The 19901-nt window shown below is 56.0% G+C and carries 18 protein-coding genes; 16 read left to right on the top strand and 2 right to left on the bottom strand.

Annotated features, from left to right (window positions below; genetic code table 11):
• Positions 1 to 25 precede the first annotated feature (25 nt).
• From truA to HBA55_RS17090, 12 genes are all read left to right on the top strand, one after another.
• Positions 26 to 931: a tRNA pseudouridine(38-40) synthase TruA gene (truA, locus tag HBA55_RS17145; protein WP_166993920.1), complete on the top strand. Its 906-nt coding sequence runs from the start codon at positions 26 to 28 to the stop codon at positions 929 to 931.
• A 101-nt stretch (positions 932 to 1032) separates the two neighbouring features.
• The gene (locus HBA55_RS17140; protein WP_166993918.1) at positions 1033 to 1668 is read left to right on the top strand and encodes a phosphoribosylanthranilate isomerase; all 636 of its coding nucleotides are present in this window, start codon (positions 1033 to 1035) and stop codon (positions 1666 to 1668) included.
• On the top strand, positions 1661 to 2887 hold the full coding sequence (gene trpB / locus HBA55_RS17135) for a tryptophan synthase subunit beta (RefSeq protein WP_166993916.1): 1227 nt from the start codon (positions 1661 to 1663) through the stop codon (positions 2885 to 2887). Before HBA55_RS17140 ends, trpB begins: the two co-directional genes overlap by 8 nt.
• 5 nt (positions 2888 to 2892) lie before the next feature.
• Positions 2893 to 3708: a tryptophan synthase subunit alpha gene (gene trpA / locus HBA55_RS17130; RefSeq protein WP_166993914.1), complete on the top strand. Its 816-nt coding sequence runs from the start codon at positions 2893 to 2895 to the stop codon at positions 3706 to 3708.
• A gap of 25 nt (positions 3709 to 3733) precedes the next feature.
• Entirely contained in the window at positions 3734 to 4597 is an 864-nt protein-coding gene (gene accD / locus HBA55_RS17125) for an acetyl-CoA carboxylase, carboxyltransferase subunit beta (RefSeq protein WP_166993912.1), read from the top strand.
• 156 nt (positions 4598 to 4753) lie between these two features.
• A complete protein-coding gene (gene folC, locus HBA55_RS17120) occupies positions 4754 to 6016 on the top strand; it encodes a bifunctional tetrahydrofolate synthase/dihydrofolate synthase (RefSeq protein WP_166993910.1) in 1263 nt (420 codons plus the stop codon).
• The gene (locus HBA55_RS17115) at positions 6009 to 6611 is read left to right on the top strand and encodes an SPOR domain-containing protein (protein WP_166993908.1); all 603 of its coding nucleotides are present in this window, start codon (positions 6009 to 6011) and stop codon (positions 6609 to 6611) included. The genes folC and HBA55_RS17115 overlap by 8 nt, the downstream gene beginning before the upstream one ends.
• A gap of 110 nt (positions 6612 to 6721) precedes the next feature.
• The gene (locus HBA55_RS17110; RefSeq protein WP_166993906.1) at positions 6722 to 7216 is read left to right on the top strand and encodes a CvpA family protein; all 495 of its coding nucleotides are present in this window, start codon (positions 6722 to 6724) and stop codon (positions 7214 to 7216) included.
• 32 nt (positions 7217 to 7248) lie between these two features.
• Positions 7249 to 8790: an amidophosphoribosyltransferase gene (gene purF, locus HBA55_RS17105; protein WP_166993904.1), complete on the top strand. Its 1542-nt coding sequence runs from the start codon at positions 7249 to 7251 to the stop codon at positions 8788 to 8790.
• A gap of 81 nt (positions 8791 to 8871) precedes the next feature.
• Positions 8872 to 10068 (top strand): O-succinylhomoserine sulfhydrylase, encoded by a 1197-nt coding sequence (locus tag HBA55_RS17100; RefSeq protein WP_166993902.1) that lies wholly within the window; start codon positions 8872 to 8874, stop codon positions 10066 to 10068.
• Positions 10069 to 10082: 14 nt separating this feature from the next.
• Positions 10083 to 11006, top strand: coding sequence for an AAA family ATPase (locus HBA55_RS17095; protein ID WP_166993900.1), 924 nt, complete (start codon positions 10083 to 10085; stop codon positions 11004 to 11006).
• 71 nt (positions 11007 to 11077) lie between these two features.
• Positions 11078 to 12253: a PilT/PilU family type 4a pilus ATPase gene (locus HBA55_RS17090; RefSeq protein WP_166993898.1), complete on the top strand. Its 1176-nt coding sequence runs from the start codon at positions 11078 to 11080 to the stop codon at positions 12251 to 12253.
• Here the strand turns inward: HBA55_RS17090 and HBA55_RS17085 are convergent.
• A complete protein-coding gene (locus HBA55_RS17085; RefSeq protein WP_166993896.1) occupies positions 12250 to 12822 on the bottom strand; it encodes a DUF416 family protein in 573 nt (190 codons plus the stop codon). The two genes, HBA55_RS17090 and HBA55_RS17085, sit on opposite strands and share 4 nt — an antisense overlap.
• A 91-nt stretch (positions 12823 to 12913) precedes the next feature.
• On the opposite strand from HBA55_RS17085, the gene HBA55_RS17080 reads away from it, so the two are divergent.
• The 4 genes from HBA55_RS17080 to HBA55_RS17065 all read left to right on the top strand — a co-directional run bounded on the left by HBA55_RS17080 (position 12914) and on the right by HBA55_RS17065 (position 19001).
• A complete protein-coding gene (locus HBA55_RS17080; RefSeq protein ID WP_166993895.1) occupies positions 12914 to 13966 on the top strand; it encodes a DUF58 domain-containing protein in 1053 nt (350 codons plus the stop codon).
• Positions 13963 to 16020, top strand: coding sequence for a transglutaminase TgpA family protein (locus HBA55_RS17075; protein ID WP_166993893.1), 2058 nt, complete (start codon positions 13963 to 13965; stop codon positions 16018 to 16020). Before HBA55_RS17080 ends, HBA55_RS17075 begins: the two co-directional genes overlap by 4 nt.
• 358 nt (positions 16021 to 16378) lie before the next feature.
• Positions 16379 to 17671 (top strand): ammonium transporter, encoded by a 1293-nt coding sequence (locus tag HBA55_RS17070; RefSeq protein ID WP_166993891.1) that lies wholly within the window; start codon positions 16379 to 16381, stop codon positions 17669 to 17671.
• Between the two features lie 133 nt (positions 17672 to 17804).
• The gene (locus HBA55_RS17065; RefSeq protein ID WP_166993889.1) at positions 17805 to 19001 is read left to right on the top strand and encodes an MFS transporter; all 1197 of its coding nucleotides are present in this window, start codon (positions 17805 to 17807) and stop codon (positions 18999 to 19001) included.
• Between the two features lie 52 nt (positions 19002 to 19053).
• Here the strand turns inward: HBA55_RS17065 and HBA55_RS17060 are convergent, their stop codons facing one another.
• On the bottom strand, positions 19054 to 19875 hold the full coding sequence (locus tag HBA55_RS17060; RefSeq protein WP_166993887.1) for a TrmH family RNA methyltransferase: 822 nt from the start codon (positions 19873 to 19875) through the stop codon (positions 19054 to 19056).
• Positions 19876 to 19901: the final 26 nt, after the last annotated feature.

Below are 19901 nucleotides of genomic sequence, written 5' to 3'. Positions count from 1 at the left end.
CCTTTCTTTGACTGTTCCCTATCCTATGTCCGATATTTATCCTCCCACCCAAAAGCCCTACAGCCGTAACGTTGAAATCCTGGAAGAAGGGGTATTCCCTGAACAGATGCATCGGATTGCTCTGGGGGTGGAATACAATGGGGCGGCCTTTCACGGCTTTCAAAAACAGCCCAGCGGCGTGGATACCGTGCAGCAGCGTTTGGAAACGGCACTTTCCAAGGTGGCGGATGAATCGCTGACACTGGTCTGCGCCGGTCGCACAGATACTGGTGTTCACGGCACTAATCAGATCGTGCATTTTGATACCCTGTCTTGCCGGCCATCCAAGGCCTGGACCATGGGGGTGAATGCACTTATACCCGACACCGTCAGCGTCAAATGGGCGAAAGAGGTCTCCCCCCGGTTTCATGCGCGCTTTAGCGCTCGCAATCGTACCTATCGCTATGTGATATACAATGGACCCAGTCGTCCGGCCTTGGGGTTTGAGCAGTTAACCTGGGTTCGCCATTCACTGGATCTGGAAGCCATGCGTCAAGGTGCTGCTGTGCTGATCGGGCGGCACGACTTCAGTTCCTTTCGGGCCTCCCAGTGTCAGGCGCGCAGTCCGGTGCGGGAGATCCACTATCTGCATATTGCGAGGCGCGGTGAGCTGGTAGTGGTTGAGATTCAGGCCAATGCGTTTCTTCATCACATGGTGCGCAACATCATGGGCGTGTTGCTGGCGGTGGGCAAGGGAGAGCAGCCTTCTGAGTGGGTGAGCGAGGTGCTGGAGCATCGTGATCGCCGTAAAGGTGGGGTGACCGCCAAGCCCAATGGCCTGCATCTGGTGGCGGTGGATTACCCTGTGTCCTTTCAGCTGCCGAGCGCCAGTCCCGGACCGGTATTTTTTGCCGAGTCTCTGGGCGCATTCGGTGATGAACATAATCGATGAATGCCTTTGACCACGGGCGATAGCGGTGATTGAGCGGAAGCATTTCCCGCACAAATCTGCTAGTATCGCGCTCTTGTTTTACACAGTCCTTTTAGTTATTCATGAATTCCCCTGTCAGAGTCAAAATTTGCGGTATCACCTCTGAGGCCGATGCAGAGGCGGCCGTTGCGGCGGGTGCGGATGCCATCGGCCTGGTGTTTTACTCCAAGAGCCCTCGCTATGTTGAGCCACAGCAGGCGGCGGCTATCGCCAGAATCGTGGGGCCATTTGTCACCGTTGTGGGTTTGTTTGTCAATGAGTCGGCGACTCAGGTCAAGCAACTCTGCGATGAGGTGGGCCTGCACCTGCTGCAGTTTCATGGCGATGAAGATGAGCAATATTGTCGCCATTTTGGGCAACCCTATATGAAAGCGCTGCGTATGAAACCAGAGCTGGACGTGGCTCCCTTGATCAACCAGTATCCCAGTGCCGCTGGTATTCTGCTGGATGCCTATCGCCCCGGTGTGCCGGGGGGCACAGGAGAGACTTTTGACTGGCAGCGAGTCCCTCGCAATCCTCCGCGCCCTCTGGTGTTGGCGGGAGGTCTGAACCCTGAAAACGTTGCCGTCGCCGTGCAAGCGACTGGCGTCTACGGGGTGGATGTCAGCGGTGGCGTTGAATCCAGCCCAGGCCAAAAAGATGCCGAAAAGATAGCGACCTTTGTGCGTCGCGCCAAAACCGGAGAAAACAGTGAGTGAAGTAGAAAAGCAGGCAGCCGTGGATTATTCCCAATTCCCGGACAGCCGGGGCCACTTTGGTCCTTACGGGGGCAAGTTTGTGTCCGAAACGCTGATGCCGGCTCTGGAAGAGCTTGAGCAGATGTACACTCGCCTGAAGGACGACCCGGCCTTCCAGGCTGAATTCGATAAGGATCTGGCCCATTACGTTGGCCGGCCTTCGCCGCTCTATCATGCGGAGCGATGGAGCGAGCAGCTGGGTGGAGCGCAGATTTATCTCAAGCGTGAGGATCTCAACCACACTGGCGCGCACAAGGTTAACAACACAATCGGCCAGGCTCTGTTGGCAAAATACAGTGGCAAGTCCCGCATTATTGCCGAGACCGGTGCTGGTCAACATGGTGTGGCGTCTGCCACCGTGGCCGCGCGATTGGGGTTGAAGTGCGAAGTTTACATGGGCGCCGAAGACGTTCAACGTCAGGCATTGAATGTTTATCGCATGAAATTGCTGGGTGCGGAGGTACACGCTGTTGAATCCGGTTCCCGGACGTTAAAAGACGCCATGAACGAAGCCATGCGTGACTGGGTCACCAACGTCGATGACACCTTCTACATTATTGGTACTGTCGCCGGACCACATCCCTATCCGCAGCTGGTACGTGACTTCCAGTGCGTAATCGGCCGCGAGGCACGCCAACAGTGTCTGGATATGACGGGGCGTCTGCCCGATGCCCTTGTGGCCTGTGTGGGTGGTGGTTCCAATGCTATCGGCTTGTTTCATCCATTCCTGTCCGATGACAGTGTCAGGATTTACGGGGTGGAAGCCGGCGGATACGGGGTTGAGACAGGGCAGCATGCGGCTCCGTTGAACGATGGTATTCCCGGCGTTCTGCACGGTAATCGCACCTACCTGATGGAAGATGAAGACGGCCAGATCATAGAAACCCACTCAGTTTCTGCGGGACTCGATTATCCCGGAGTTGGACCGGAGCATTCCTGGTTAAAGGATATTGGACGCGCGGAATATGTGGCTATCAACGACGACGAAGCCATGGACGCGTTCCGTACCCTCACTCGGGTAGAAGGTATTATGCCGGCACTGGAATCCAGCCATGCGTTGGCCTACGCCGCTAAACTGGCCAAGACCATGTCAAAAGACGAGACCATTGTGGTCAACCTGTCGGGGCGCGGTGACAAGGATATCCTCACCGTAGCAGCCATTGATGGAATCGAGGTCTAAGCCCCATGAATCGAATTGAATCCTGTTTAAATCAAGCCCGGCAAGACGGCCGCAAGGCACTGGTGGCCTACATCGTTAACGGTGATCCCGTGCCTGAGGCGACGCTGACCACCATGCACGCGATGGTGGAAACCGGTGTCGATATTATCGAGTTGGGTGTGCCTTTTTCCGATCCCATGGCAGAAGGGCCGGTGATTGCCTTGGGGCACGAACGTGCGCTGGCCAATAAGACCTCATTGAAGTCCACAATGGCCGTGGTCAAGGAATTTCGCCAAACCAATAATCACACACCAGTAGTGCTGATGGGCTATGCAAACCCGGTCGAACGCATGGGATACCAAACCTTTGCACAAAATGCGGGCGACGCAGGTGTAGACGGATTGCTGACGGTGGATCTGCCTGCAGAAGAGGCTGGACCGCTCAACCAGGAGCTGAAAAAGGTAGGTATTGAAAATATCTTCCTGCTGGCTCCAACGACGACACCGGAACGCGCGGACACGATCATGGGTGTGGCCAGTGGCTTCCTCTATTATGTCTCCCTCAAGGGTGTGACTGGAGCGGGGCACCTGGATGTCACCTCCGTGGAAGAGAAGCTGGCGGCCTGGCGAGGCCGGACTGAACTGCCCATCTGCGTGGGATTTGGCATCAAAGACGCCGATACCGCCAAAGCCATTGCCCGAACCGCCGATGGCGCCGTGGTGGGCAGCGTGCTGGTCGACGCGATGGGCAAGGCCGCCGATCAGTCGGCGGAGGATATTGCCAAGGCGGTGTGTGATCTGTTGCAGCCGATCCGTGCCGGTCTGGATGAACTGAAAGATTAACCACCTATCACAGAGACGTGATCTTATGAGTTGGATTGACAAGATTGTCCCCTCCGCTGTGCGCACCCAGCGTGGTCGCGGGCAAAGCAAAGTGCCCGAAGGGCTGTGGAAGAAATGCGTCAAGTGCAGTGCGGTGCTCTACCGCCCTGAACTGGAGCGTAACTTGGACGTTTGTCCAAAGTGTGACCACCATATGCGCATTGGCGCACGTCGCCGTTTGGATGTGTTCCTCGATGAGGGCAATCGCCAGGAACTGGCGGTCGAGGTGGAGCCTATCGACCGCCTCAAGTTCAAGGATCTGAAGAAGTACAAAGATCGCCTGAGCGCTGCCCAAAAGGCTACCGGCGAAAAAGACGCGCTGGTGGCAATGCGCGGGGAGTTAAACGGCAAGCCTGTCGTGGCGGTTGCCTTTGAATTTGCTTTTCATGGTGGCTCTATGGGTTACGTGGTGGGAGAGAAGTTCACCCGTGCCGCTCAGGTGGCCCTGGAAGAGGACATTCCCCTGATCTGTTTTTCCGCCACAGGCGGCGCACGCATGCAGGAGGCCCTGATCTCCCTGATGCAGATGGCCAAGACCAGCGCTGTGATTGAGCGTTTGAAGCAACAGGGCACGCCCTACATCTCAATCATGACCGACCCCGTTTATGGCGGTGTATCCGCCAGTCTGGCCCTGCTCGGGGATATTAACGCGGCGGAGCCGGGTGCCCGCGCCGGTTTTGCAGGCCCTAATATCATTGAGCAGACCATTCGCCAGAAACTGCCCGCCGGATTTCAGCGAGCGGAGTTCCTGTTGGACCACGGTGCGATCGATATGATCATTCCCCGTGCGGAAATGCGCGATCGCATCTCTGGGTTGTTGGCCAAATTCACAGAACGCCCTGCGGCGTGATCTGGCTCGGCTTCGCTGCTACAATGCAGCCCAGCCGGACCCCAAAATAAAAAAGCCCCGTGACGGGGCTTTTTTATTTTGGGGACGAGATATGATCCAACCCACTGACTGACTCCTACGCTGACGACAAGGGCAAACAGCAAGGTCATATAGCCGATGAGATTTTCCCAATTGCAGGACTGGCTGAGCTGGCAGGAGACACTGCACAGCTCAGAGATAGATATGGGGCTTGAACGGGTAAGAGCCGTTGCCGAACGCATGGGGTTGCTGCAGCCTGAGGCCAAGGTGGTCTCTGTTGCCGGAACCAACGGCAAAGGGTCCTGTGTGGCCACGCTTGAGCTCTTGTGTCGTCAGCGCGGCGACAAAGTTGGAGCCTTTACATCTCCCCATCTGCTGCATTACAACGAGCGCATCCGGGTCGACGGGCAATCGGTAGAGGATGCGTTGATTTGTGAATCTTTTGAGCGCATTGACCAGGCTCGCGGCGATATCTCGCTGACCTATTTTGAGTTCGGTACCCTTGCAGCCATCGATATTTTCCAGCAACTGAATGTCGACGTTATGTTGCTGGAAGTCGGGTTGGGTGGACGATTGGATGCCGTTAATATCCTGGATGCCGATGTGGCTGTGGTGACCTCGATCGATCTCGACCATCAGGACTGGCTGGGTTCGGATATCAATGTTATCGGGCGGGAAAAAGCCGGTATCTACCGCCCGAACCGCTGGGCTATCTGCGCAGACCTTGGGGCACCTGAGACTGTGGCGGACTATGCACACGAGATTGGCGCCTTGTGGGTCGCTATGGGCATGTCCATGAATATGGAGCAGCACTCAGGGCATTGGGACTTCAGCGGTGTGACGTCGGAGGGTGAGCCACTGGAGCTGTATCATTTACCACTTCCCCGATTGCCACTGGTCAGCGTGGCCGCAGCCCTGCAGGCGTTCGCACTGCTGGACGGGCACCTGGATGATGAGGTGGCTAAGGTGATGACTCAGCTGGAATTGCCCGGTAGGGCTCAGCATATCAACGTCCATGGGGTTGAGTATATTTTGGACGTGGCTCATAACCCCGCCGCCGCCGCCTTGCTGGCGGAACACCTCGGCAGCCTGGAGCCGGCCACGACCCACGCCATCACCGCTATCATGGCAGACAAAGACCGACAGGGTGTTCTCAAACCCTTGCTTTCTCAAGTGACGCACTGGCATGTTGCCGAGTTGTCTCATATTCCCAGGGCGGCCACCGCTGACCAGCTGCTGGGCGATTTCACGGAACTTGGCGTTGACGCCGGGCGCCATGGCGATGTCGCCTCTGCGATCGCGAATACCAACGCTGTTGCCGGCGATCGGGTGGTGATTATGGGCTCCTTTTTTACCGTGGCTGAGGCAATGGCTGTGCTTGGAGGGCAGGTTAGTGGATGACGGACTGAAACAGCGGCTTGTCGGGGCCGCCGTGCTGGGGGCGCTCGGAATCATTTTCATACCGGTGTTGTTTGACAATGAACAACGCCGCACGGTGGATCGCACCAGTCAGATACCACCCGCGCCCACCATTGCTCCCCTGGAGATAAAACCGCCCACCCGTCGCGACGATATCGAACCGGTCAAGCCCGCGGCAGAGATGTATCAGCTGTTACCTGAGGAGGCTGGTCCGGTCGCTGAATCCAGACCCTTGGGCGAAAGCAAGCCCGCGGCAGTGCCTGAGGCAATCAAACCGCCATCATCGACTGGTAAAAAAGCGGTGCTGGATGAGCAGGGGGTACCCAAGGCCTGGGCGGTGCAGGTTGCCAGTTATAAGACCCCGGAGCGCGCCAATGTACTGCGGGATCAGCTTTTGGCGGACGATTACCCCGCTTTTAGTCGTACACTTAAGACCAGCAAGGGTGTGGTGACGAGAGTGTACGTCGGTCCCAAAATCAACCGTGACAAGGCCGGGCAACTGAAACGGGAGCTGGATAAGGCCCTGTCGCTTGAAACTCTGGTGGTCAAATTTTCACCCTCGGCGTCGTCGAAATAATCCGTCGTGGATATCGTCCCCCGAGCTTTGTTAGAATGCCGCCCCATCAAAGGGCAATGCAGAAGGGCATGCGTGCACCATTGTGAAACAGCAATCGTGAAACACTTATCGTGAACTGGGCAGACTGGACAATCATTGGCATTCTGGCGGTTTCCAGCCTGATCGGCCTCAGACGCGGACTTATCAAAGAGGCCTTGTCCCTGGCGTGCTGGGTCGCCGCGTTTTTTGTCGCCGTGACCTTCAGAGAACCCATGTCTGTATTGCTGCAGGACACTATCGATCTGCCCTCCGTGCGCCAATTGGCGGCATTTGGTCTGCTCTTTGTCGCCACCCTGGTTGTAGGAGCCATGGTGAATTATCTGATTTCCGAGTTGGTGCGTATGACCGGTTTGTCCGGCACCGACCGTCTGTTGGGCATGGTATTTGGGATGGGCCGCGGAGTGGTGGTGGTTCTGGCCCTGTTACTGTTGGTGCCGCTGTTGGTCCCCATTGATCAGGACCCCTGGTGGCAACATTCGAAAGTGATACCCCACTTTCTGACCATGGAAGACGGAGCGCGCCAATTGGCGGCAAATTTGTCGGCGAAGATTCTATCGTTATTCTAAAATATTCCTGTTTGAGGTGAGGTTAGCCAGATATGTGCGGCATTGTTGGTGTTGTCGGTAAAAGTGATGTCAATTTGCAGTTGTATGATGCCCTGACGATGCTGCAGCATCGCGGGCAGGACGCTGCGGGCATCCTCACCTGTCATCAGGGGCGATTTGCCCAGCAGAAGGCCCTGGGGCTGGTGCGCGACGTGTTCCGCACCCGTCACATGCAGCGGCTGGTCGGTAAGGCAGGCATTGGCCATGTACGCTACCCCACTGCGGGCAGTTCCGGCCCCGCGCTTGCCCAGCCCTTCTATGTTAACTCCCCCTACGGCATTGCCCTGGCCCACAACGGTAACCTGACCAACACCGCCGAAGTCAGCGATGATCTGTATCGAACCGACCTTCGCCATGTGAATACCGACTCGGACTCGGAGGTGCTGCTCAATGTCTTCGCCCAGGAACTGTTGAAGATCAATAAGTTACAGCCAGCACCAGCGGATGTGTTCACGGCCATTGCGGGTATGCACAAACGTGTTCGGGGGGGGTATGCCTGCGTCGCTCTGATTGCGGACTATGGTTTGGTGGCATTCCGGGATCCCAGCGGTATTCGCCCACTGGTGTTCGGCAAGCGCGAAACGAAAAAGGGCACTGAGTACATGGTCGCGTCTGAAAGTGTGGCGCTGGATGTATTGGGGTATGAACTGATGCGCGATGTGGCCCCTGGTGAGGCGGTGTTTATTACTGCCGAGGGAGAGTTGCACACGCAGCAGTGTTCTGACGTTGCCAAGCTGACCCCTTGCATCTTTGAACATGTCTATTTTGCCCGCCCGGATTCCATTATGGATGGTATTTCCGTTTATAAGTCCCGTCTGCGACAGGGAGAACGGCTGGCGGAGAAGATTCTCAAGGAGCGTCCCAATCACGATATTGATGTGGTGATACCCATTCCCGACAGTAGTCGTGTGGCGGGCCAGGCGCTGGCCCATTCGCTGGGGGTGAAGTTCCGCGAGGGACTGGTCAAGAATCGCTATATTGGCCGCACTTTCATCATGCCGGGGCAGCAGCAGCGCAAGAAATCGGTGCGTCAGAAGCTGAACCCCATTCGTCTGGAGTTTGAAGGCAAGAATGTTATGTTGGTGGATGACTCCATTGTACGGGGAACCACCTGCCAGCAGATTATTCAGATGGCTCGCGATGCCGGTGCCGCCAAGGTTTACTTTGCTTCTGCCGCTCCTGCGGTGAAGTACCCGAATGTCTACGGGATCGATATGCCCACGGCCAAAGAGCTGATTGCCCACGGTCGGACCGATGAAGAGGTTTGCGAGGAAATTGGCGCTGATTGGCTCATCTATCAGGATCTCGAGGATCTGATCGAGGCTTCCCGCGAGGGTAACGAATCCATTGAACAGTTTGATTGCTCGGTGTTTACCGGTGAGTATGTTACTGCTGATGTCGATGCCGGTTACTTCGAAAAACTGGACGCAGCTCGCAATGACAGTGTGAAATCCGAGAGTGACAATTCCATAGATCAAGGCGACAATGCGGTCATCGGTCTCCATAACGACAATGATGCAGCGGAGGCCAGTTAAAGCTGGACGGCATTGAAACAACGGCAGCGCTATTGGCTGCCGTTTTTGTTTCTGGCATCCAACGATTTGCAAGGACACACAATGACAGATTTTGACCAAGACCTCCTGAAACAAGTCGGGCTGGATACCCTGGCCGTCAGGGCAGGACAAGTGCGCACTGCGGAGGGGGAGCATGGTGAGCCCATCTTTACCACCTCCAGTTATGTGTTTGATTCGGCCGCGGCGGCGGCCGCGCGTTTCAGTGGCGAAGAAGCGGGCAATGTGTATTCCCGTTACACCAACCCCACCGTACGCATGTTCCAGGAGCGTATTGCAGCGCTGGAAGGTGGCGAGGCGGCCGTTGCCACTTCATCGGGCATGGCGGCGATTCTCAGCACTTGCATGGCTCTGTTGCAGGCGGGTGATCACGTGGTATGTTCGCGCAGTGTCTTCGGTACCACCACAGCTCTGTTTAACCGGTACATGAAAAAATTCGGGGTCAACACCACGTTTGTGGACCCAACCGATATGACGCAGTGGCAGGATGCGATCACCGACAGCACTCGCCTGTTATTCTTGGAAACCCCCTCCAACCCCCTGTGTGATGTGGTGGATCTGAAGGCGTTGTCGGCACTGGCGAAGCAATCGGACAGTCTGTTGGTGGTGGATAACTGTTTCTGCACTCCAGCTTTGCAAAAGCCCTTGGAGCTGGGAGCTGATATTGTTGTGCACTCGGCCACCAAATACCTTGATGGCCAGGGCCGCTGTGTCGGTGGTGTTGTGGTTGGTCCCGCTGACTTGATGGAAGATGTGCTGATTTTCCTGCGCACCGCCGGGCCCACCATGAGCCCGTTTAATGCCTGGGTATTCCTGAAGGGGCTGGAAACCCTGCGTTTACGGATGGACGCGCACTCCGCCAATGCGCTGGAACTGGCGCAATGGCTGGATCAGCAGCCTCAGATAGAAAAGGTGTTCTACGCCGGCCTGCCCGATCATCCCGGTCATCAGTTGGCTGTGGAGCAACAGCGAGGTTTCGGCGGGGTTCTGTCATTCAGGGTCAAAGGCGATAAGGCCGCCGCCTGGCGTTTTATTGACGCCACTCGGGTGATGTCGTTAACCGCCAATCTTGGTGATGCCAAGACCACGATCGTGCATCCGGGTACCACCACCCATGGCCGCTTGTCGGACGAGGAGAAGGCCGAGGCCGGCATTACCGATAATCTGATTCGGGTTGCGGTGGGGCTGGAGGATGTCAATGATCTCAAGACGGATTTGCAGCGGGGTATCGACGCGCTCTAACGGAAAAGCAGTCTATGGAAAAACTGATCCAGACACTGGTAAAGGATATCGGCCAGGTGTTGTTGGGCAAAGAAGAGCAGGTCAAAATGGCACTGACCTGTTTATTCGCCCGCGGCCATTTGTTGCTGGAAGATTTACCGGGCATGGGCAAAACCACACTGGCCCATGCGCTGGCCAATGTGATGGGCCTGCAGTACAACCGTGTACAGTTTACCAGCGACCTGCTGCCGGCCGATATTCTGGGTGTGTCGGTATTTGATCGCACCAGTAATGCCTTTAACTTCCACCCGGGGCCGGTGTTCACCCAGGTGCTGTTGGCGGATGAAATCAACCGCACCACACCCAAGACCCAAAGCGCATTGCTGGAAGCGATGGCGGAGCACCAGGTGACCGTGGACGGCGAGACCCGGGATTTACCCGAGCCGTTCTTTGTCATCGCCACTCAAAACCCGGTCAGCCAGTCGGGTACCTTTCCTCTCCCCGAATCCCAGCTGGACCGATTCCTGATGCGGATTGAGCTCGGTTATCCCGACGCCGATGCTGAGTTGGCGATGTTTAAAGGGCAGGATCCCTCGCGTCGCCTGGGAGAAATCAAACCCCGCATCACCTTGGAGCAGTTGGCCAAGATTCAGGCCAGTGTTGAGCAGGTTCATGCCAGCGACAGCCTGTTGGGTTATCTGCAGCGCCTGGTGCAATACACCCGTACATCATCCGATTTTGCCTATGGAATCTCTCCCCGCGGCGCTCTGGCGCTGCTGCACTGCGCCCGAACCTGGGCTCTGGTACACGGACGAGACCATGTATTGCCGGAGGATCTGCAACAGGTCATGCCAGCGGTGGTGGCTCACAGATTGCGAGACGCCGCCGACTATGGTGATCAAAGCGGCTATGCTCTCGTGGAAAAAGTGCTAAATAGCGTGGATGTACTGGCGGCATAAACCATTAGTGCCGCTGGTGTGCTATCACTTAAGCAAGTGGACGTAAGTAGGGGACATCCCAAGGAGATTGCATGAATATCGAAGATTACCTGCGGATTCTTGCCAAGAATGATGGCTCGGATCTCTACCTCAGTACCGGTGCACCGCCTTGCGCCAAATTTCAGGGCACTTTAAAACCTCTTGGCAAAGAGCCGCTTAAGACGGGTCAGATAGCGGAAATCGCCGATGCCATTATGGATGCTGAACAGCGGGAGCAGTTTGAAAAAGACCTGGAAATGAATCTCGCGATTTCGCTGGCCAATACCGGGCGTTTCCGAATCAATATTTTCAAACAGCGTAACGAGGTTTCCATTGTTGCCCGTAACATTAATACCGATATCCCCAAGTTTGAAGACTTGAAGCTTCCTCCAATCCTCAAAGACGTAGTGGAGTCCAAGCGAGGCCTGATTCTGTTTGTCGGAGGCACCGGCTCGGGTAAATCCACGTCACTGGCGGCGCTGATTGATCATCGCAACTCATCCAGCGGTGGTCATATCATCACTATTGAAGACCCGGTTGAGTATGTGCACAAGCACAAAAAGTGTATCGTCAATCAGCGCGAAGTGGGTGTGGACACCCGCAGCTTCCACAACGCGCTGATTAATACCTTACGTCAGGCCCCGGACGTGATTTTGATCGGTGAGATTCGGGATAGAGAGACCATGGAGCATGCCCTGGCGTTTGCGGAAACAGGGCACCTGGCAATATCGACGCTGCACGCCAACAACGCCAACCAGGCGCTGGAGCGTATCGTCAACCTGTTCCCGGAGGAGAGGCGGCCACAATTGCTGCTCGGCCTGGGGCAAAATCTGCGCGCCTTTGTCTCCCAGCGCTTGATTCCAACCGTGGATGGCAAACGATGCGCCGCGGTGGAGGTCCTGCTCGGTACCAAGACCATTGAAGAACTGGTCATTAAGGGTGAATTCGAGAACATTAAGGAAATCATGGAAAAGTCGGAAAATCTGGGTATGAGAACCTTTGATTCCGCACTCTTCCACCTTTACAAAGAAGGCAGGATCAGCATGGAGGAGGCGCTAAAGAATGCCGACTCTGCCAACAACCTGCGCTTGAGGATCAAGCTCGATGAACAGGGCGGCAAACTCAGTGCGGAGGATGTCGACGGGGACAAAGAGGGCGGTGGCCTGAACCTGAGCCTGGAGGAAATCGAAGAGGATCAGGACGAGGATAACCCGTTTCCGGATCTCTAATCCGGCAATGCAATGCCCAGGTTGCTACAGTCAAATTCCCTTAATTCGCGTCGCAGGGATTTGACGGCGGACGGGGCACTGCTGGCGCAGGACAGCGATTCCAGCAACCATTGCTGGCACTGCAGTTCCTGTTCGTAGAGTTCATGTTGCTCCATTGCAGGGTCAAAGCTGTCGCGGTCATTGAGCATGGCGATAAACTGAGCGACGGTGGATTGTGATAATCCGGCGGCGGTCTCAGAGTCATCAATGCTGTCATCGAGCGTCATCTGCAGAGCGCTGGTCAACAGCAGGCAGGCATCCAGCGCCGGATAAATTCCGTAGCCATCTTCTTCGGTGGGCTCGTGGGGGGTGATTTCCTGTACTTTCAGGAGGGCTTTTTCCAGGTTTTTATGGGAGGTTAACTGCCCGGCCAGGTATTCCCATATCTTGCCCAGCACTTTACGGTAGACCGCGCTGTCCGCTTCTTGATCGAGTGCTTCACAGTACAGGACATAGTTGGGGTAGTGGCGCTCGCAGAGTGCGGCGATAAAGGCGATCTTTTGCCAGTGTTCCGACAGGGTGGCGGTCATTGCGTTTCCCTTGCAGCTGGTAAATCTGGCCGCCATGATAACAATTGATACGGTTCTCTCACAGCCCGATCGTCGAGGAATTCAAAAAACCATGAACGCCTATGAACGTCTGAGCGGATATTTCCAACAGCGTTTTCAGCGCTGGGTTCAACGTCGGTTGCAACCTGCCAGCCGACAGCAACTCAATAACCGTCGTCTGTTTATCTTTCCGTCGCGGGCGGGTTTTGCGTATCTGTTGGTCACATTACTGCTGTGGTTGATCGGCACCAACTACGAAAACAATCTGGTGCTGTCGCTCGCGTTTTTCCTGCTCTCCTTGTTCATTGTCTGCATCCATCACACTTTTTTTAATCTGTCCGGGCTGGAGATTGAATATCTGCGTTCGGCCCCCTGTTTCCTCGGCGAGGAAGGTGAACTGGAGATGCAACTGCAGCGTCGTAGCGGGGAGGGCAAAGAAGCCGTCATGCTGGCTTATGATCGGGAATTGCCTCAAGAGGTGGATCTGATCGACACTCGCAGCACCAAGGTTAAGCTGTTTATAGGGGGCCAACGACGAGGTTGGTACGATCCAGGTCGGCTGTTGGTGGAAAGCCACTATCCACTGGGGTTGGTGCGTTGTTGGAGTTGGCTTGATATGGACGCGAGGTTATTGGTGTATCCCAAACCGGTGGCAGGTGGAGAAATGCCACTCAGCCAGGGCGGCGACTCTGAAGGGGATCGTCTGGACGAACAGGGCGCGGAAGACTTTCATGGATTCAAAGCATACCAACCGGGCATGTCCCCTCGACATATCGCCTGGAAACACTATGCCCGCGGTCAGGGTTTACACAGTAAGGAATATGCCAGTTATCGCGAGCCTAAACTGTGGCTGGATTGGGACGCCCTGCAGGGGATGGGGCGTGAGGCCAGGTTATCGCGCCTGTGCCATTGGGTATTGAAGATCAGCGCTACCCAGCAACCCTATGGATTGCGTTTGCCCGGTCAGGAAATAGCACCGGGTACAGGCACCGAACACAAGCAACAGATACTCAAAGCCTTGGCGCTGTATCAATGGCAGGCACAGGCCGGCACACAGGACCCGTATAAAAAACCACAAGCGGATAAAGGACTGTTTGCCAAATCCGTTGGAGAGCCTGCAGCATGAAGTCCACGGATAAACGTTATCTGCTGCCTCGCAACAGCCTGCTTTGGTTGCTGGGCTCACAGACCCTGGCCATGGCGCCACTGATGTGGCATTTGCCGCTGTGGCTGCCGGCGGTATGGATCTGCGTTATGGTGTGGCGCCTGCAGGAATTTCGAGGTCGATGGCAGCGCCCCAGGCAATTGACAAAAGTTGCTTTGGTGGCTGTTTGCTGTGCTGGATTATTTCTGTCTTTCGGGCGATTTTTGGGGCTGGAACCCATGGTGGCAATGCTGGTCAGTGCGGTGTTGTTAAAGCAGCTGGAAGTCGTCCGCCATCGGGACGCGCTGTTGCTGCTGTTGATGACATTTTTTCTGATCGGCGTGCAATTTCTGTTTTCTACGGCACTGGAGGCGTCACTCTACGCAATACTTTGCCTGTGGATGGCGACGTCGGCCCTGTTGGCTATTCATCAACCCCAAGGGCATCGCCTGCCTGGGCGCAGTCTGCGTTTAGCGGGGCGTTTATTGCTGCACAGTCTGCCACTTATGGTGTTGCTGTTCTTGGTGGTACCCCGCTTGGGTTCCCTGTGGAGCATGCCATTGCCCAATAGTGGTGCCCGCACGGGGGTGAGTGACAGTATGTCCCCCGGAGACTTTACGCGCCTGTCGCGCTCAGGCGGAGTAGCGTTTCGGGTGACATTTGATGGACCAGTGCCTGCCCGGGAACAGCTGTATTGGCGCGGACTGGTGTTTTCGCGATTCGATGGTCGACGTTGGCAACAGGCTCATCTCTGGCAATATCGCGATGGCGATGTTATCAGTTGGCCGCGACGGCCATTGCCTCCATGGCACCGTCTGATGAAACCGCAGGGCGACCGGATTTCTTACAGTGTCATTATCGAACCCAGTCAACAGCCCTGGATGTACAGTTTGGGGTTGCCCGTATGGTACTCCGCCGATGGCGGGTTTGAAATTGGCATGGCCCGGGACTTTCGGTTGATAAGTTCTGATCCTCTGTATCAGCGGTTGCAGTACCGAGTATCCTCGGACCTCAAATACCAATTGGAAAGCGAGGATTTGCCTCACTGGCGGCGACGCATGGAGTTGCAGCTGCCGGAAGGCTTCAATCCGCGTTCGATCGAGAAGGCTCAGCGCTGGCGTGCGGAGGAGGGCTCGGATCGTGCGTACATTCAACGGGTATTGACGCTCTACAACCGCGAATTTACCTATACCCTGGAGCCTCCCGCCCTGGGCAGGGATACCGTGGATGACTTTCTGGAGCGCACGCGGCGCGGCTTCTGTGAACATTTTGCCAGTAGCTTTGTGGTGATGATGCGTGCCGCCGGAATTCCCGCCAGGGTTGTGGTCGGTTATCAGGGGGGGGAATACAACGCCCTGGAAAACTATCTGGTCGTTCACCAATATGATGCCCATGCCTGGTCAGAAGTCTGGTTGCCTGGTGAGGGCTGGGTACGGGTGGATCCAACGGCGGCGGTCGCACCACAGCGTATTGAGCAAAGCCTTGGGGAAATGCGTGCCGGCGATGTCGAGGGCACCTGGTCGCTGGGTCGTTATCGGGCCAATGTCATTATCGCCAACCTGCGGTTGCAATGGGATGCGATTAATTACCGTTGGCATCGCACCGTGATAGCCTTTGACAGCAATAGCCAAAATCGCTTTTTTCAGAAACTGATGGGCGATGTCAGCCCGCTCAAAATGGTGCTTTTTGTCCTGTTCGCCGGCTTTGCCGTATTGGGCATCAGCTCGTTGCACCTCTGGTGGCGCACTCGCCCCCCCAAGCGCTCACAGGCCCATCGCTTGTATGCCCGCTTTGAGAGGCAGCTGGCCCGTTACGGCTGGAAGCGTCAGCCCGGAGAAACGCCTGGCCAGTTTGCTCGTCGGGTAGCGGAGAAAAACCCCACCTTGCAAAGCGACATACTGCGTCTCAACCAAAGCTTCGAAACCCTGGAGTATGCACCGGATACTTCGTCCGTGTTGCCATTGCAGCACGCGCTGGCGCAATTCAAGCAAAGTCTGAAAGGCCAGCAAGTGAACCGCCCGGACTCACGACAATAGCCCGAATTACCCGGAGATTTCTTGGGGTGTCAGGGTCGTAGACCGCTACTTTTAGCGGTCTATCTAGTGGTCTATTTTGGTGCTCGCCATATATTTTTGCGCCATGCTTGTGCAAAACCGAATTTTTTGCTTGAAACCACTGATAAACCCCTGTTGATGTCTTGAGAAAAGAAATTTGTCTGTGCACAATATTGGGCAAATTAAGGCGTCATAACGGTGCGCTCTTTTATAACCTGTTGATATATAAGGGTTTATCTTGGTGCCTTGATTGTCAATTTGGTGCGCCACTGATGGGGAAGTGGATGGCCCGGCACCCGGGTTCAAAAGCACCGACAATAACGAAGACATAGGAATTCCAATGAACAAACTCTTTGGTTTTTTGGCGCTGGCCTGCCTGCCCGCCATGGCTTCCGCTGAGGAAGCACTAAGCGGCGCAAATACCGCCTGGATTCTCACTTCCACGGCTCTGGTACTGTTTATGACCCTGCCGGGACTGTCTCTTTTCTATGGTGGCCTGGTACGCACCAAGAACGTGTTGTCGGTTTTAATGCAGTGTTTTTCCATTGCCTGTATTGCCTCTATCATCTGGTTGATTGCCGGTTACAGCCTCAGTTTTGGCGAGGGTAATGCCTGGGTCGGGGACTTCAGTCGCCTGTTCATGTCGGGAATGGGGCGTGAATCACTCTCCGGAGATATCCCTGAATCCCTGTTCTTTATGTTCCAAATGACCTTCGCGATTATCACCCCGGCTCTGATCGTGGGTGCGTTTGCCGAGCGGATGAAGTTTTCCTCGGTACTGGTGTTCAGTGCCTTCTGGCTGTTGGCTGTTTACTTCCCGGTCTGCCACTGGGTATGGGGCGGAGGCTGGCTCGCCGAAATGGGTGTGATGGATTTTGCCGGTGGTATCGTTGTTCATATCACCGCCGGTGTGGCGGCTCTGGTTGCCGCTATCGTTCTGGGTAACCGCAACGGTTTCCCCACAACTGCCATGCCTCCACACAATATGACCATGACAGTGACCGGTGCCGGCATGCTTTGGGTTGGCTGGTTTGGTTTTAACGCGGGCAGTGCCCTGGCGGCCAACGGTGATGCCGCCATGGCCATGACAGTCACGCATATCTCCGCTGCAGCGGGTTCGCTGGCCTGGGTCACCATGGAGTGGATTAAATTCGGCAAGCCCAGTGTGCTGGGTATTGTCACCGGTATGGTGGCTGGCTTGGGTACGATTACACCGGCCTCCGGTTTTGTAGGGCCTGCCGGTGCACTGGTAATAGGTATCAGCGCTGGTGTGATCTGTTTCTATATGACCCAGATGGTCAAGCGTACCTGGAAGATCGACGATTCTCTGGACGTGTTCCCGGTTCACGGTATCGGTGGCATTCTGGGCAGCCTGCTGGTTGCGGTATTCGCTTCTCCGGATCTTGGCCTGTTCAGCGGCTTCGGCGCGGAGCCAGGCAGCGGTTACTCTATCGGCTCACAATTCACCGTTCAATTGGTGGGTGTTGTGGCAACATTTGTGTATACCGCCATCGTGACCTGGGTGCTGTTGAAGGTGACCGGTGTTCTGACCAAAGGTATTCGCGTCAGCGCTGAGGACGAGACCGCGGGTCTGGATCTCGTCTCCCATGAGGAATCCGGATACAAGTTCTAAGTTGTTCTCTAGGCTTACTCTCGATAAGGCCGTCGGATAAATTGCCCGGCGGCCTTTTTGTTGTCACTAACTGTCATCTCTCGCCTCAAACTTCGCTAGAATAGCGGGCCCGATACACAGCCCGGAACCTCATTTGAACCCTCGATACCTTCGCTACCTGTTGGCGGTAGCCTTGGCCGCGTTGGCCATGGGCATACAGATAGTGCTTCTGCCCTGGATGGCGGCCGGCCAGCTGCAGGCGACACCCCAGCAACTGGGTTGGGTTCAATCCGCGGCGTTATTGCCAGCCATGTTGTTGATGTTGCTAGGTGGAGCTTACGCGGATCGACCCGGTGCACTGCGGGTTCTGCCCTGGTTTTACCTGTTGCTGGCATTGAGTCATGGGCTGATGATCAGCGTCAATCTCAGTGGCTTGTTGAGTCTGGGGTTGCTGATGGTCTACGGTCTGGCTCTGGGCAGCAGCAATGCCTTTATCCAGCCTTTACGAGATCGAGCCCTGCCGGGGGTGTTGGGGCAAGAGCAGGGTCTGCAGCGGCCGGTTGTGCAGATCAGTCTCTGTGTCTATGTCGCTCAGGCATTGGGAGTGGCTTTGGCCGGACAGATGCAATGGCTGGGGGTGCATTGGCTGCTCGCGATTCAATGCCTGGCGCTGTTGGGCACTGCGGCGCTGTTGATGACCAATGGTCCTCTGCCTGCACCCAAAACCAGTGACGCCTCCAAGCAGGTGACAATCCTGCAGGGGTTGGCATTTGTCTGGCGTCACCATGTTCTTCGGCACCTGACACTATTAGTGGGTTTTAACGGTTTCGTTCACTTGGGGGTGTTTGTGGTGGCACTGCCTCTATTGGCCCGGGATGTTTACGGCCAGGGAGCCGCGTACTTCTCGGCGCTGCAACTGGTGTTTGTGTGTGGCAACGTGGCGGCGACGCTGGGACTGCTGCGCCGCGGGGGCGTGGAGCAACCCGGCCGCTCGGTGCTGTTCTGCCTGCTCTACGCCGGATTAATCATGCTTGCCATCTCCGCCAAACCGACGCAGCAGGGTTTGTTTATGTTGGTGTTTGCCTGGGGTGTGGTAGCAGGAGTGTCTGCCAGTATGGGCAAGAGTCTGTTGCAACAGCAAACTGACGACGCCTACCGGGGGCGGGCTCTGTCGCTGTATCAGTTGGCGCTGTTTGGGGCCGCGCCCCTGGGGGCCCTGGTCTGCGGATATGCGGTGGATTTGTTCGGAGCCCTGCAGCTGTTTCAGTATGGAGGCCTGGCGACGCTGCTATTGTTTGTTGTTTATCTCGGTGTGCGTCCGCTATGGAAAATTGCTCCTGTAGTCCAATAGACGGTCCAATAGACAGTCCAATAGCCAGTGCCGCCACCAGCAACGCTGACCGTTACGACTGCCCCAGCATACTGCGATAAGACAGGAGGCTGGCAGTCACCGCCACATTGAGTGATTCCACCCCGTTGTTCATGGGGATAGAAACCAGGCGATTACACAGATTGCTGACTTCACGGCTAACGCCCTCGGTTTCGTTGCCGAGCACAAAGACGTTCTTTCCCATTGTGCCGACTTCGCTCAATGTCGCGTCGGCGTGGGAAGACAGACCATAAATATCAAAACCCTGCTGTCGAAAGGCTTGCAGAGCCTGGGGCAGGCTTTTACAGCGTAAAATCGGCGCGCGGAACAGGGTGCCGGCACTGGCTTTTATGACCAGAGCGTCGAGGCGAGCGCAGCCTTTTTCGGGAAGCAACAGGGCGCGCGCACCGCCTGCGCACACGGAGCGAATGATCATGCCCAGATTCTGCGGATTGGTGATGCGGTCCAGCGCGATAACATCCATAAACGGCGCTTCGTTCTGCTCAATCTGATCCAAAAATGCCCCATGGTCCTGATAGCCCGAGCAAACCAGATCCACCGCGACCCCCTGATCCTGTTTGCTGTTGCGTGAGATACGCGAAAGCGACTGGCGGTCGTGAAACACCACCTCGGCACCTTTGGTTTCTGCCAGTTGCCTGATGTCATCGAGGATCGATGCCGGGCGATTGGAATCGGCAAGATGCAGGCGGAAAACGCGGGTGCTGGAGTCCTGAAGTGCTTCCAGTACGGGTTTGCGGCCATAAACGGTCAGCAGCTGATCAAAAAACGCCTTCTTGCGTTGATAGTCGTCGCTATCGCGGAGGGGAGAGTCGGGTTCTGTTTTGCCTTTGTTCAAGCTCAATGTTCCGGGACGGTGTCAGG

Origin of the sequence: Pseudomaricurvus alkylphenolicus, from assembly GCF_011683955.1 — a bacterium.
Classification (GTDB): domain Bacteria; phylum Pseudomonadota; class Gammaproteobacteria; order Pseudomonadales; family Cellvibrionaceae; genus Pseudomaricurvus; species Pseudomaricurvus alkylphenolicus.
Note: the sequence above shows the minus strand (reverse complement) of the source record. Positions and strands in the feature narration are given on the sequence as shown.

What these genes read in the sequence shown, in the direction of transcription:
- purF (WP_166993904.1), top strand. Translation starts at nt 7,249, where the DNA reads ATGTGCGGCATTGTTGGTGTTGTCGGTAAAAGTGATGTCAATTTGCAG.
- trpA (WP_166993914.1), top strand. Translation starts at nt 2,893, where the DNA reads ATGAATCGAATTGAATCCTGTTTAAATCAAGCCCGGCAAGACGGCCGC.
- truA (WP_166993920.1), top strand. Translation starts at nt 26, where the DNA reads ATGTCCGATATTTATCCTCCCACCCAAAAGCCCTACAGCCGTAACGTT.
- HBA55_RS17080 (WP_166993895.1), top strand. Translation starts at nt 12,914, where the DNA reads ATGAACGCCTATGAACGTCTGAGCGGATATTTCCAACAGCGTTTTCAG.
- HBA55_RS17140 (WP_166993918.1), top strand. Translation starts at nt 1,033, where the DNA reads ATGAATTCCCCTGTCAGAGTCAAAATTTGCGGTATCACCTCTGAGGCC.
- HBA55_RS17075 (WP_166993893.1), top strand. Translation starts at nt 13,963, where the DNA reads ATGAAGTCCACGGATAAACGTTATCTGCTGCCTCGCAACAGCCTGCTT.
- HBA55_RS17100 (WP_166993902.1), top strand. Translation starts at nt 8,872, where the DNA reads ATGACAGATTTTGACCAAGACCTCCTGAAACAAGTCGGGCTGGATACC.
- folC (WP_166993910.1), top strand. Translation starts at nt 4,754, where the DNA reads ATGAGATTTTCCCAATTGCAGGACTGGCTGAGCTGGCAGGAGACACTG.
- accD (WP_166993912.1), top strand. Translation starts at nt 3,734, where the DNA reads ATGAGTTGGATTGACAAGATTGTCCCCTCCGCTGTGCGCACCCAGCGT.
- HBA55_RS17070 (WP_166993891.1), top strand. Translation starts at nt 16,379, where the DNA reads ATGAACAAACTCTTTGGTTTTTTGGCGCTGGCCTGCCTGCCCGCCATG.
- HBA55_RS17090 (WP_166993898.1), top strand. Translation starts at nt 11,078, where the DNA reads ATGAATATCGAAGATTACCTGCGGATTCTTGCCAAGAATGATGGCTCG.
- HBA55_RS17085 (WP_166993896.1), bottom strand. Translation starts at nt 12,822, where the DNA reads ATGACCGCCACCCTGTCGGAACACTGGCAAAAGATCGCCTTTATCGCC.
- HBA55_RS17095 (WP_166993900.1), top strand. Translation starts at nt 10,083, where the DNA reads ATGGAAAAACTGATCCAGACACTGGTAAAGGATATCGGCCAGGTGTTG.